General features: G+C 32.5%; 12 protein-coding genes. All 12 read left to right on the top strand.

Annotated elements, in window-relative coordinates; genetic code table 11:
• Nucleotides 1-159 precede the first annotated feature (159 nt).
• The 12 genes from ABXT06_RS19725 to ABXT06_RS19670 all read left to right on the top strand — a co-directional run bounded on the left by ABXT06_RS19725 (nucleotide 160) and on the right by ABXT06_RS19670 (nucleotide 14,468).
• Nucleotides 160-921: a Rossmann-like and DUF2520 domain-containing protein gene (locus ABXT06_RS19725; RefSeq protein ID WP_354592280.1), complete on the top strand. Its 762-nt coding sequence runs from the start codon at nucleotides 160-162 to the stop codon at nucleotides 919-921.
• A complete protein-coding gene (locus tag ABXT06_RS19720) occupies nucleotides 905-1,432 on the top strand; it encodes a KdsC family phosphatase (RefSeq protein ID WP_354592279.1) in 528 nt (175 codons plus the stop codon). Before ABXT06_RS19725 ends, ABXT06_RS19720 begins: the two co-directional genes overlap by 17 nt.
• A 70-nt stretch (nucleotides 1,433-1,502) precedes the next feature.
• Nucleotides 1,503-2,429, top strand: coding sequence for a geranylgeranylglycerol-phosphate geranylgeranyltransferase (locus ABXT06_RS19715; RefSeq protein ID WP_354592278.1), 927 nt, complete (start codon nucleotides 1,503-1,505; stop codon nucleotides 2,427-2,429).
• A complete protein-coding gene (locus tag ABXT06_RS19710; RefSeq protein ID WP_354592277.1) occupies nucleotides 2,422-3,006 on the top strand; it encodes a Maf-like protein in 585 nt (194 codons plus the stop codon). Before ABXT06_RS19715 ends, ABXT06_RS19710 begins: the two co-directional genes overlap by 8 nt.
• Before the next feature lie 10 nt (nucleotides 3,007-3,016).
• The gene (locus tag ABXT06_RS19705; RefSeq protein ID WP_354592276.1) at nucleotides 3,017-3,547 is read left to right on the top strand and encodes a mechanosensitive ion channel domain-containing protein; all 531 of its coding nucleotides are present in this window, start codon (nucleotides 3,017-3,019) and stop codon (nucleotides 3,545-3,547) included.
• A gap of 102 nt (nucleotides 3,548-3,649) precedes the next feature.
• Nucleotides 3,650-4,750, top strand: coding sequence for an AI-2E family transporter (locus tag ABXT06_RS19700; RefSeq protein WP_354592275.1), 1,101 nt, complete (start codon nucleotides 3,650-3,652; stop codon nucleotides 4,748-4,750).
• A 246-nt stretch (nucleotides 4,751-4,996) separates the two neighbouring features.
• On the top strand, nucleotides 4,997-6,661 hold the full coding sequence (locus tag ABXT06_RS19695; RefSeq protein ID WP_354592274.1) for a BamA/TamA family outer membrane protein: 1,665 nt from the start codon (nucleotides 4,997-4,999) through the stop codon (nucleotides 6,659-6,661).
• A 179-nt stretch (nucleotides 6,662-6,840) separates the two neighbouring features.
• Entirely contained in the window at nucleotides 6,841-7,356 is a 516-nt protein-coding gene (locus ABXT06_RS19690; protein ID WP_354592273.1) for a hypothetical protein, read from the top strand.
• Between the two features lie 208 nt (nucleotides 7,357-7,564).
• The gene (locus ABXT06_RS19685; RefSeq protein WP_354592272.1) at nucleotides 7,565-9,193 is read left to right on the top strand and encodes an LVIVD repeat-containing protein; all 1,629 of its coding nucleotides are present in this window, start codon (nucleotides 7,565-7,567) and stop codon (nucleotides 9,191-9,193) included.
• Between the two features lie 169 nt (nucleotides 9,194-9,362).
• Nucleotides 9,363-11,894 (top strand): PIG-L family deacetylase, encoded by a 2,532-nt coding sequence (locus ABXT06_RS19680; protein ID WP_354592271.1) that lies wholly within the window; start codon nucleotides 9,363-9,365, stop codon nucleotides 11,892-11,894.
• A gap of 113 nt (nucleotides 11,895-12,007) precedes the next feature.
• The gene (locus ABXT06_RS19675) at nucleotides 12,008-13,732 is read left to right on the top strand and encodes a sodium:solute symporter family protein (RefSeq protein ID WP_354592270.1); all 1,725 of its coding nucleotides are present in this window, start codon (nucleotides 12,008-12,010) and stop codon (nucleotides 13,730-13,732) included.
• A gap of 106 nt (nucleotides 13,733-13,838) precedes the next feature.
• Entirely contained in the window at nucleotides 13,839-14,468 is a 630-nt protein-coding gene (locus ABXT06_RS19670; protein WP_354592269.1) for an MCP four helix bundle domain-containing protein, read from the top strand.
• The last annotated feature ends 6 nt before the right edge of the window (nucleotides 14,469-14,474 follow it).

Below are 14,474 nucleotides of genomic sequence, written 5' to 3'. Positions count from 1 at the left end.
TTTAAACCTACAAAATAGACGTGCTTTTTTTGAATAATTGTTTTTAGCCAAAAAGTGTTATAATTCTAACAAAAACTAGATCGCAATAAAAACTTCAAAAAAGCATTATCAATATCTAATAGACTCCCGCATTAAAAAAATAATACTAATTTTGCTTTCATGATTCAGATAACAATAATTGGTTCCGGCAACGTTGCGCAGCATTTGATAAAGGCTTTTTCTGCCAGCAAAATTGTTGAAATTAAACAGGTTTTCTCACGAAAGAAAGAAACCTTACTTCATTTAATTGATCCTGAAAAGATTGTAACCGATTTTACAGCATTAGAACCTGCCGATTTACATATTATTTCGGTTTCTGATAATGCTATTGCAGAAGTTTCCGAACAACTTCCTTTTAACAATCAACTTGTGGTTCATACTTCAGGAACATCATCAATCGAACTTTTAAATCCAAAGAACCGACGTGGTGTTTTTTATCCACTTCAGACATTTTCTAAAAATAAGAATATTGATTATTCAATTATTCCATTCTGTCTGGAAGCAGAAAACACAGCCGATTTTAAGCAGTTGGAAACCATTGCAAAAAGCGTTTCAACAGCAGTTTATTCTATAAGTTCAGAACAGCGAAAAGCACTTCATGTAGCAGCTGTTTTTGTGAGCAATTTTACGAATCACTTATACCAAATAGGTCAAGAAGTTTGCGAGGAAAACCAAGTTCCTTTTGCTGTTTTAAGGCCTTTAATTCAGGAAACAGCAGACAAAATAAATACGCTCAATCCTATTGATGCGCAAACAGGGCCTGCTATTCGCCATGATTCGAATACAATCAATGCACATTTGGCATTTTTACAAGACGAAAACAAAAAAAATATCTATAAAATCCTAACACAATCTATACAGCATAATGGCAAAAAGTTATAAAGAATTAATGAATGACATCACAACTTTTGTTTTTGATGTAGACGGCGTACTTACAGACAGTTCAGTTTTTGTAACCAATGAAGGCGAAATGTTAAGAACAATGAATATTCGTGACGGTTTTGCAATGAAAGCGGCAATTGAAAGCGGTTATCATGTCTGCATTATTTCTGGTGGAAGCAACGAAGGTGTACGCATTCGTCTTCAAAATCTAGGCGTTAATGACATTCATTTAGGAACTCCAGACAAAGTAAAAACTTTTAAAGCTTACATAGAAACTCATAATATTAAACCTGAAAATGTGTTGTATATGGGAGATGATATTCCCGATTTTCATGTTATGAAATTAGTTGGACTTCCTACGTGTCCTCAAGATTCAAGTCCAGAAATTAAAAATATCTGCCGATACATTTCACACGTAAAAGGCGGACGTGGCGCTGTAAGAGACGTTATCGAACAAGTGATGAAAGTACAAGGAAAATGGATGGAGTATTTTAACGGACAACACGATTAATTTAATTGTGAATTGTTAATTAAAAAAACTTAGCATCTTAGAATCTTAGCTCCTCAGAACCTTAGAAAAAATGAAATTCCTAAAACTCATTCGTTATAAAAACCTTTTAATGCTTGCTTTTATGCAGCTGCTTTTTCGTTATGCCTTTTTAAAACAGCAGGAAGTTCCGCTGGCATTATCAGACTGGCAATACGGGCTACTCGTCTTAAGCACTGTTTTATTGGCAGCTGCAGGTTACGTTATCAATAACATTTATGATGTAGGAACCGATAGTATAAACAAACCAAATGATGTTGTTGTCGGAAAAGGAATTACAGAAACAGCCGCTTATAACATTTATATTGGTCTAAATATTTCTGGGGTTGCAATTGGTTTTATATTGTCGAATATTATTATGAGACCTACTTTTGCTTCACTTTTTATTTTAATCGCGTCGCTGTTGTATTTTTATGCAACAACGCTCAAGCAAATCATGATTTTGGGCAATTTTGTTGTGGCGTTGCTTTTGGCTGTAAGCGTTTTGATTATTGGTGTTTTTGATCTTTTTCCTGCCACAACTGCCGAAAATCAGGCGCAAATGGCAAGTCTTTTTTCTATTTTGACCGATTATGCTTTATTTGCTTTTATGATCAATTTTATTCGTGAAATTGTAAAAGACATTGAAGATGTAAATGGCGATTATAATATGGGAATGAATACGTTACCAGTTGCAATTGGAGTTAATAGAGCTGCAAAAATAGCTTTAGGTTTTGCTATTATTTCTTTTATTTTATCAGGACTTTATTGCAATACCTACTTCATGGAAAATAAGCTTTACATAGCAGTATTTTATGCTTTTGTAACAGTTTTAGCGCCTTTGCTTTACTTTATTGTAAAAATTTTTAGTGCAAAGTCTCAAAAAGAATTTCATCATTTAAGCAGTATTTTAAAACTTATTTTATTCTTCGGAATTTTATCAATCCTGGTTATTGCCTTAAATATTAAATACAATGCTTAAAGAAAAATTAAAAAAATATAAAATAATATTAGCTTCGGGTTCGCCTCGCAGACAGCAGTTTTTTAAGGATTTGGATCTAGATTTTGAAATTCGCTTAAAAGACATTGAAGAAATTTATCCGCCAGAATTAAAAGCAGCAGAAATCACCGATTATCTTGCTGAATTAAAAGCAAATGCATTTGAAGGAGAACTGAAAGAAAATGAAATTTTGGTAACAAGCGACACCATTGTATGGCACCAAAATAAAGCTTTAGGAAAACCTAAAAATGCTGAAGAAGCTTTTACCATGATAAAATCGATGTCTAATGCAACACATGAAGTAATTACTTCGGTTTGTTTCAAAACTGCGGACTCCTCTACTCTTCTGCATGATATTACCAAAGTAACCTTCAATGATTTATCTGACGAAGCCATTTTGTATTATATTGAAAATTACAAACCTTATGATAAAGCTGGTGCATATGGCATTCAGGAATGGTTTGGTTTTATGGCAGTTGCAAAAGTAGAAGGTTCTTATACCAATGTTATGGGACTTCCGACTGCCAAAGTTTACGAATTTTTGACTACATTAGTGTAAAAATTTATTTATGTTTTCTTTTAAGGAGTATAGCCGAGAAATAATAGCGACAATCATTCTTATTGGGGTTCTTATTGTATTGCGTATAGTGATTGCTAAACTAATAAGGCGTTTTGCCGCTACAAGCCAATTATTTGAACATCGCACCAATTTAGTTATCAAATATATTAATATCTTAATAAATATACTGCTTGTAACAACGTTAATAGTAATCTGGGGAGTTCAAACAGAAGATATTTTTATTACAATCTCTTCTATTGCAACAGTAATTGGAGTTGCTATGTTTGCTCAATGGTCTATTTTAAGCAATATTACCTCTGGAATGGTTTTATTCTTCTCCTTTCCTTTTAGAATTGGAGACACAATTAAAATACACGATAAAGATTTCCCTATCGAAGCAGAAATTGAAGATATTAATACCTTTCACGTAAGCTTAAAAACAAAAGAAGGTGAAAAAATTGTTTTCCCAAACAATCTACTGCTTCAAAAAGGAATTTCAATCATTCCTGCAAAGTATGAAGAACGCGAGTTTTTTGACTAAAAATTTAATGGGAATTTTATAACGAGTAGTCAAAAAGCTGGAACGTAAAAAAACAAATAAATCGTAATATTTGTTATATAAATTCAGCTAAATAAAATAAAAATGACTCGGTCCATAACATTACCTTTTTATGCAAAACTTTCTTTTATTCTTGTTACTTTAATTTGTTTTGCAAGTATTTTTTGCATCGGAAAAGATATTCTAACGCCTATTCTAATGGCATTTCTATTTGCCGTTTTATTGCTTCCGATTTTTACTTTTCTAAACACCAAACTTAAGTTCCCTAGGCATCTGGCGGCAATTGTCTGTCTTATTATCTTTATTTCTGTAATTGTCGGAATTTTGGTTTTTATCTCATATCAAGTGACATACATGGCAAATGATTTTGAGACAATAAAGAAAAATGCAAATTCTTTTATTCTTGAAATTCATAAATTTATTAGAGAAAATTTCCAAGTAAGCATTGGGGATCAAAAGAAATATCTAGATTCGGTTACCAAAGACTCCGTTAAAACTGGTCAAGCAAAACTGGGCTCGTTTATTATTTCTATAAGTGATGTTCTACTTGACAGTACCATTATGATTGTTTACACCTTTCTTTTTCTTATTTACAAAGAACATTTTAAACTGTTTTTTGCCAAATTAATCAAACAAGAAAATCATGCAGTTTTACAGGATATTTTATCACAGATAAAAGTTTCCATAAACAATTATATAGTAAGTCTAATTATAGAAATGATCGTTGTTTCCGTATTAACCAGTTTAGGTTTATGGATTATTGGCATAAAATATTTCGTTCTGCTTGGATTAATTACAGGAATTTTAAATTTGATTCCATACATTGGAATTACGATTGCTGGAATTATTACGATTCTGGCATCATTAACAGGATCTGGAGAAACATCCGTAATTCTGGGTATTCTAATTGTAAATATTATTGTTCAGTTTATAGATAATAATCTGCTTGTGCCATTAATCATTAATTCTAAGGTAGAAATAAATGCCTTTGTTTCAATCATGGGAATTATTGTTGGAGGTGCCGCCGCCGGAATTGCTGGAATGTTTTTAGCTATTCCGCTTTTGGCCATTCTTAAAATAATCTTTGATCGGATTGAATCTCTCTCGGCATGGGGTTATCTCATGGGTAATCATGTTCCAAGAAAATTTGTTTGGAGAAAAAGAAAAATTACAACAGAAAATTAAAAAAAGCGTTATGCTAGCATAGCATCTATTTATTCCTTAAATTCATAAAACTTAAAATTATTAGAAGAAAATTACCAAATGTCTCTAAACCAAAAAATACTGTTTATTATTTTGCTGTGCTTTTGTTTACAAAGCATCCAAGCACAGGTAAATCAAAATAAAAAAGAGCCAAAAAAGGAGAAAGACACTACGGAAATCTATACTAAAATCAGGAATTATTCTAAGAAAAATAAATTTACGCAGACCATGCATAAATTATTTTTTAGATCTAAAAGACCAAAGAAAAAGGAAGAACTGCTTGTTCCTATTGATTCAACAAATTACGAAGGGAAAATTATTCGTAAAATTAACATCATTACTTTAGATCCATTTGGATATTCTGTTGCCGATACTAATCAAATTCCTAAAAATTGGGGAGAAAGAATGGGTAATAGACTTCACTTAAAAACAAAGAAAATAGCTATCTATAATTTATTGCTTTTTAAGAGAAATACTCCTTACAACACTTACAAAGTTCTAGAGTCTGAGCGTTTGATTCGTGCACAGCGATATGTTACGTCAGTTAGAATTTCCAATCAGTCGGTGGGACAAGCATCCGATTCTGTAGATGTTACCATCCGTGTTTTAGATTCCTGGAGTACAATTCCGAGATTTTCCATTTCAAGCAATCAAGTTTCGGTAGGTTTCAAAGAAAAAGATTTTTTTGGAACAGGTCAGCAGTTAGAATATCGTTTCACCAACCGTTTTGATGATGGTCAAAATGGCAACGAGGTAACCTATACAGTTCCGAATATTAAGAATACTTATATAGGAACTGTTCTTCACTATAAAATGGATTTGGACAATAACTATATTAAAAGTATCGATATTGAGCGAGACTTTTACTCTCCTCTAACTAAATGGGCCGGTGGCTTTTATATCGATGAAAATTTTAGAAGGGACACGCTTCAAGCTCCAGATTCTACATTTGCTTTTCAGCCTAAAAAATATACATCGCAAGATGTTTGGGTTGGACATGCCTCTAAAATGTTTGAAGATAATAATAAAGCAATTACGAATCTAATTACGACCGCTAGATTTCTGAATGTCAATTATAGCGAATCACCTTCAGATATTTATGATCCAAATCATTTTTATTCTTCTGAGAAACTAATTCTTAGCGGAATTGGATTGAATACAAGAAAATTTATCCAAGACAGCTATATTTTTAGGAATGGCCAGACAGAAGATGTCTCTATAGGACGAATTTATGGTGTAACTTTTGGCTACCAGTATAAAAACACTTTTTGGAGGCCATATGTCGGGGCTCAATTCTCTTTTGGAAATTACTACAGATTAGGCTTTCTGAGTATGAATTTCGAAGCTGGAACTTTTTTTCATAAATCCAAAACTTATCAAACCTCTTTTTTGTTTGAAACCAATTATTTTACCAAATTATTTAGTTTAGGAAATTGGAAACTTAGACAATTCGTAAATCCGAAAGTTGTAATTGGAATAAATCGAGATGATATTGTTGCAGACCAATTAAATATAAATGAACAAAATGGACTTGCAGGGTTCAACAGTTATTTATATGGAACTAGTAAAGCCATTTTATCGCTACAAACACAGACATATTCTCCGTATTCATTATTAGGATTCCGTTTAAATCCATTTTTCAACTATTCAATCGCGGTATTAGGAAGTCCAGAAATGGCAATGACAAAGAGTAAATCCTATTCTAAACTTACTGTAGGGCTATTAATCAGTAATGACTATTTGGTTTTCAGTTCATTTCAACTTTCACTTTCTTATTATCCAACTATTCCCCAAGAAGGAGACAATGTTTTCAAAACAAATACTTTTGAAACTACCGATTATAGACTTCAAAGTTTTGAGCTAGCAAAACCTAGAGTAGTCAATTATAAGTAATTTTTTTAGAAACTTTTAAAAAGAGTAAAAACGTTAAATATCAATAAATTAAAACTATTTACACTTCCAATTCATTCGACGAAATGCATTTTTATTCGACAAAATACATCTCTTTATTTTTTTTGGCACAGTATATGAATATCCCTATTCAAGATTAACAATTAAAAAAAACAAAAAAGATGAAAACGATAAAATTAGCAATCGCTGGATTATTTCTACTGGTTGCAAACGCCACACAAGCCCAAGTATCGATAAACGTGAATATAGGAAACCCACCAGCTTGGGGACCAGTCGGATATACAGAAATGGAATATTATTATCTTCCAGATATTGAAGCTTACTACGATGTTCGTGCGTCTCAATTTATTTATTTCGGAGGAGGAAGATGGGTAAGAACAACTTACTTACCAAGACAATATAGAAACTATGATTTATATGGTGGTTACAAAGTAGTTTTGACAGATTATCATGGTAGAACTCCTTATACATACTTTGATCGTCATAGAGTAAAATACTATAAAGGATATCACGGAGGTCCACAAAGGCCATACAAACCAAGACCTGTATATGGATACAACGATCGTAGAGATTACAAACGTTACGACAAACATGATAAACATTACGATAAACACCATGACAAACACGATCGCCACGATCATGATGATCACCACGATCACGGACATGGAAGAAGATAATTGCTAAATTATTAGTAATCAGATCAAGAGGGTATCAATTAAATGATGCTCTCTTTTTTTTTCGTAATTTAACTTTGAAGTTTTGTTAAAAATTTGTAATTTGTATATAAATCACTGTAAAACAGATGGTTTTAATAAAATTAACCTTTGTTTAATGTGATTATGATATATATTTGCACCGAATTTTCAAAACCCAAATTAAAATCTTATGAAAAAGAATGTTTATTTGCTTTCATTTTTAGCAATGTCACTATTAATAGGCTGTGACGATAATAATGACAACAAAAACGATGGACAATCGTCAAATAACATTACTATTACCTCAGATCAATCTACTTTAAACCAAAGACTTGACTTGACTAATTCAGGGGTAATTTCGATCGAAAATGGTTCTCTTACAGGAAAATCTGCCGAGACAGCCAACACTTCTTTTCCTTTAGTGCAAATTGCTGAAGTTAAACCTCCAGTTGATGCTAACGGAAGAACACTACAAGCGAGCCATGTTACGGTAAACGGAATTTATGCCTACGTTTCTTATATTATGAGAGGCGATGCTTATTCTGGAGCTATTGATGTAATTGATGTTTCAGATCCTTACAAACCAAAATTGGTTACTTCTGCATTAATTCCTAATACAGATATTACATCTCTTACTTTTTCTGGATCAAATTTAATTATTGGAGCTGCCAAAGATGTCGATAAAGATCCACTTCTGGGTACAAATCCTGCAATTGCGCTTAATATGGAATTAAGCTCTGGATTACTTACTGATAAATTCAAAACAAATTATTTAGAAAATAGAGTTACAACAGATGTGGCTGCCAATGCTTCTAATTATTTTGCTGTAACTGGAGATAACGGAAGTTTATTTAAAGTAAGCAGTTCTACAAAAGAAATAACAGGAAAAGTTGCTGTAGCAGATTTACGTTCTATTGCCTTAACAAGCGACAAAGTTGTTACTTTAAGCGGAACGAAAGGTGTTAATATTTATAATCAGTCGACTCTTGCTTTACAAAAAAGCTTTACAACTTCTACTGATGTAAGCGGCGCAAAAAGAACAATGGATATTGACGGTACAAAACTTTTTGTTTCTGAAGGTCCAAACGGTCTTGGCGTATATGATATCAACAGCGGTTCTAAATTACAAAGCATTGCAATTGCAACAACTGGAGAAGATAATGTAACAAATGCAGTTTCTTTTAATGATGGTTATGCTTTTGTAGCAAACGGAGCTCTTGGCTTAAATGTTTATCAATTTGCTGCAACCCAGCTAAATTTATTAGGTTCTGTAGGAATTGCTGGTTCATCAAACTATGTAAAATCTAGTGGTAATTACATTTATGTGGCAAGTGGCACAGGCGGTTTGAAAATCATTAAGATGGAAAAGCCAAATACGACTTTTGCAAACTGTACATCTTATATTATATACAATCAAGGTAAAGATCTGATTTTAAACTCTAACGACATAAAATCATACCAAGGAGCAACTGCTATAAACTCAGCAATTATTAATTCTGGTGCTGTTTTGACTCATTGTGGTTCTATTGCAATTCAAAATGGTTTGATCTTAAACAGTGGCGGTACTTTCAATATGACAGGAAGTTTGTCTCAAGGAAAATATCAGCAATCGAATCCAACAGAGTTAACCATCAATAGTAATGCTCTTTTACAAGTTGAAGGTTCTGTTGTAATCTGGGGAGATTTAAGGTTAAACAGTGGTGCTAAAATTAATTTCATTGGAAATAATTCTTCTATAACAATCTACGGAAAGGTTACTAAAGGAAGCAACGTAACGATTACAGGAACTTACAAAGACACCGAAAACAAACTGAAATAAAATTTCAAAGCATTTATATAAAAGCTGTTAGATTAGTTTCTAACAGCTTTTTTTGTTGCATCAATTTAAAGAAAGGTATAATTATTGAGCGTTAACAATTCATTTAAATAATCTTACATAAAATAATTACTATTTTTGGAATGATTTCAAAAAACACCTAACATTTACCATGCGAAAAATACAGATTCAGATCTTTCTTTTATTTTTTATCGGTTTTCAGGTTTCATTTGCACAGCAGCCACAAAAACCAAATTCTGTTGAAATTTACAATCAAATCAAAAAGCTAAACTTTTTAGGTTCGGTATTGTATCTTGCAGCACACCCTGATGATGAAAATACCAGAATGATTTCGTATTTGGCCAATGATATGAATGCCAGAACAGGCTATTTGTCATTGACTCGCGGCGATGGAGGGCAAAACTTAATTGGACCTCAATTACGTGAATTATTAGGCGTTATAAGAACCCAGGAATTAATCGAAGCACGAAAAATAGATGGCGGAGAGCAGTTTTTTTCAAGAGCAAATGATTTTGGCTTTTCTAAGAATCCAGATGAAACTTTAGATATTTGGGATAAAGATAAAGTCCTTGCCGATGTAGTTTGGACAATCAGAAAATTCCAGCCAGACATTATTATCAATCGCTTTGACCACCGTTCTCCAGGTACGACTCACGGACATCATACTTCTTCTGCAATGTTAAGCGTTGAAAGTTTTAAATTAACAAATGATCCAAAAGTTTATCCGGAACAATTAAAATACGTTTCGCCTTGGCAGGTAAAACGTCAATTTTTTAATCCGTCTTGGTGGTTTTATGGAAGCCAAGAGAAATTTGACGCTGCCAATAAATCTAAATTTACAAAGCTGGAAACCGGTGTTTACTACACAGGAATCGGAAAATCAAACCAAGAAATTGCAGCTTTAAGCCGAAGCCGTCATCAATCGCAAGGTTTTGGAAGCACTGGAGTTCGCGGTGAAGAAACCGAATATTTAGAATTAATTAATGGTGAAACCCCAAAAGAACGTGATAATTTATTTGACGGAATAGACACAAGCTGGAACCGTGTTAAAAACGGTAAACCAATTGGTGATTTAATTTCTACGATTATTTCAAATTACGATTTCAGCCATCCTTCCGCAAGTATTCCAGATTTGGTTAAAGCTTATGCATTGATTCAAGCTTTAGACGATACACATTGGAAAGAGATTAAATCAACAGCTATAAAAAACATCATCGCATCTTGTTCTGGTTTATATCTTGAGGCTGTTGCTAATGAACAAGAAGCAACGCCAGGAAGTACAATTACATTAAGCTTAGAAGCTATTAATAGATGTTCTGTAGGAATGGAATTAATGAGCGTAACTACTCTTCCAGATCGTAAAACGACGTCTCAAAATATTATTTTAAAAAACAATAACGATAACAAAATTAACCTTCAATTACAGCTTCCTAACAATATTGAATACACACAGCCATATTGGCTAAAAGAAAAAGCTACTGTTGGAATGTATACCGTTTCTAATCAAGAAAATATTGGAATTCCAGATATTATAAGAGACACAAAAGTAATTTTTAATGTAAAAATCAACGATGTAGAAATTCCGTTTGAGCGCACTGTTGTGTATAAATACAATGACGGCGTAAAAGGCGAAATGTATAATTTTCTTGATATTGTTCCAGAAGTTACAACATCAATTTTAGAAAGAGTTTTAATTTTTAGAGATACCAACAGCAAAATGGTTCCTGTGAAAGTTCGTGCTGGAAAAGACGATGTAAAAGGAAATCTGCAATTAGAATTGCCAAAAAGCTGGAGTGTTTCACCAAAAGAAATTCCTTTTGCTTTAGATAAAAAAGGCACCGAACAAATCTTTTATTTTGAAGTAACACCGCCTGTAAATCCAGAAGAAGTTACAGCAAAAAGTGTAGCAACTGTAGACGGCAAACGTTTTGATAAAGACCAGACCATTATTGATTTTCCTCATATTACCAAACAAATGGTTTTAAAACCTGCTGAATCAAAGTGCATTAGAATTGATTTAAAAACTTCTGGAGATGCGATTGCCTATATTATGGGTGCTGGAGATGAAGTTCCAGAAAGTTTAACTCAAATGGGATACAAAGTTTCTATTTTAAAACCAGAAGAAATTACGCCTCAGAAACTAGATTCGTTCAGTACAGTTATTACTGGAATTCGTGCTTACAATACGGTAAATGCTTTGGCAAACAAGCAAAATATACTTTTCAACTTTGTAAAAAGTGGTAAAAACATGATTGTGCAATACAATACAAACGGAAAACTAGTTACAGATAAGATTGCTCCATATCCGTTAAAATTATCAAATGATCGCGTGACGGAAGAAAATGCAAAAATTACTTTCTTAGCACCAAATCATCCTGTTTTAAATACACCAAATAAAATCTCTGAAAAAGATTTTCAAGGCTGGACACAAGAGCAAGGCTTGTATTACCCAAATGAATATGATCCTGCCTTCACTCCTATTATTTCGTCTCACGACAAGGGAGAATCTGCCAAAGATGGCGCTTTATTAGTTGCTCCGTATGGGAAAGGATATTACATTTACACCGGTTTAAGTTTCTTTAGAGAATTACCCGAAGGTGTTTCTGGAGCGTATCGATTATTATCAAATATCATTTCTCTAAAACAGCCCATTGAAGCTCCTAAACAAGATATAAAGCAATAAATATGGAAGCTAAAAAAACAAAAAAATGGAAAAAAAGCTACACCTATGTTTTAGTGGCTAATGCAATTTACATTGCTATCTTTTTCTTAATCATGCAATTATACTCATAACCTATGCAGCTATTTGACTGGATTGTTCTTATTGTAACATTATTATTTATTGTTGGATACGGCTCTTGGAAAACTCGAGGCAGTAAAAACGTAGAAGATTTCATTTTAGGAAACAATGAAACACCTTGGTATACTGTCGGACTTTCTGTAATGGCTACGCAAGCCAGTGCAATTACGTTTTTATCTACACCTGGACAAGCGTATCATGACGGAATGGGTTTCGTTCAGTTTTATTTTGGTCTCCCAATTGCAATGGTTGTCATTTGTTTGACTTTTATTCCGTTATATCATAAAAGTAAAGTTTTTACCGCATACGAATTTTTAGAGCGGCGATTTGATGTTAGAACACGTTCGCTAGCAGCAATTTTATTTCTCGTTCAAAGAGGTTTAGGAACCGGTTTAACCATTTACGCACCAGCGATTATTTTGTCTGCATTATTAGGATGGAATTTAACTGTAATGAACATCATTATCGGAGTTATGGTAATTATCTATACTTTCTCCGGAGGAACAAAAGCAGTAAACGTAACTCAAAAACAGCAGATGTTTGTCATTATGTCTGGAATGTTTATCACGTTTTTCCTAATTCTACATTATCTTCCAAACGATATGACTTTCAATAGCGCTTTGCATATTGCTGGAGCAAACGATAAAATGAATATTGTAGATTTTTCTTTTGATCCTGAAGAAAAATATACTTTTTGGAGTGGTATTACGGGCGGTTTCTTTTTGGCCCTAGCCTATTTTGGTACAGACCAATCTCAAGTTGGGCGCTATTTATCTGGAAAATCAGTTCGTGAAAGCCAGATGGGATTAATCATGAACGGATTACTCAAAGTGCCTATGCAATTCTTTATACTTCTTACAGGAGTTATGGTTTTTGTCTTTTTTCAATTTAATCCTGTGCCGTTAAATTTTAATCCGAATAATAAAATTGCTATTGAAAAATCTCCTTTTAAACAAGAATATCATGTTTTAGAAGAAAAGCTGGTGAAACTTTCAGAAGATAAAAAAGTTATCAATTTATTATACATTGATCAGCTAAATCAGGATTACGACAATCCAATATTGCGTAAAGAATTAGTTGCATTATCAAATAAAGAAAAGGATCTTCGTGATAAAGCAAAAGAAATTATTTCGAGAGCCGATAGTAATTCAGAAACAAATGATAAAGATTATGTATTCTTTCATTTTATTCTGCATTATTTGCCAAAAGGTCTAATCGGATTGCTATTAGCCGTTATTCTGTCGGCAGCGATGTCTTCTACCGCTTCTGGATTAACAGCTTTAGCTTCTACAACAGCAATTGATATTTACAAAAGAAATCAGAAAGAAGAAAAATCAGAAAAACATTATTTGCATGTTACTAAGTTTTTTACTCTTTTCTGGGGAGTTATAGCAATACTTTTTGCTTGTGTAGGAACTTTATTTGAAAATTTAATTCAGCTTGTAAATATTATTGGCTCTATCTTCTACGGAACCGTTTTGGGAATATTTCTTGTAGCTTTTTATACTAAGAGAGTTCAAGCAAAACCAATGTTTATTAGTGCAATTATAAGTCAGCTTACCATTTTTATAATCTATTATTTTATGATTTACAGTCAGGAAAAACTAGGTTATTTATGGCTAAATTTTATTGGAGCAATCTTGACAATTGTATTAGCACTTCTATTGCAGTTTTTATTTTTTAGAGGAAAACCAGATGATAATGAATTAATTTTGGACTAAGAATATTATTCAGAGTCTGAAATTATTCTAAGCAAAAATCTTATTTTAGTAAATTCTAATTACTAAAATAAGATTTTCACGTTTTAAACTTCAAAAAATCATCAATATGAGAGATTCAAAAAAATACAGCAACAAAACCAAAGCTGCTTTTATTCTGTTAATTGTAATGCTGATTATTTTACTTGGAAATTTTAATACGCTTCGAAATTCCAAAAACGTAAATGATAACATCAATGCGATTTACAAAGATAGATTGGTTGTTGCACATTATATCTTTCAATATTCAAAAGAACTTCATTTTATAAAAGCTGAAGCAGAAAAACTAAATTTAAGTGACGTTATCAAAAAAGATGAAATCGTTCATACACTAAACATTATCCACGATATTGATGATTTGTATGCTAAAACAGTTTTAACAAATAAAGAAAAACAATACTTTGATGCGTTTTTACTTTCCTGTAAAGAAATAAACAAACAGGTTGAAAGCAAAAATTGGGATAAAATAGCCAATTCTAGTGCTGAAGCTTTAAAAACACTTGAATCTCTTTCTGATATTCAGATTGAAGAAGGAAAAGCTAAACTTGCAGTTGCAAATGCGATGTATAGTAGAAATAATGTACTAGGCCAGCTCCAGATTGCGCTTCTTATTATTTTAGGAGGAATTACGTTTTATCTTCTGATTGTAAAGAAAATCAAACAAAAAATTAAAATTCCAGAACCGCCTAGCATGAATTAGTGCAAC

This window comes from Flavobacterium sp. UW10123 (assembly GCF_040538975.1).
Classification (GTDB): Bacteria; Bacteroidota; Bacteroidia; order Flavobacteriales; family Flavobacteriaceae; genus Flavobacterium.
The sequence above is the reverse complement of the archived record's forward strand: the minus strand, read 5'-3'. Positions and strand labels throughout refer to the sequence as shown.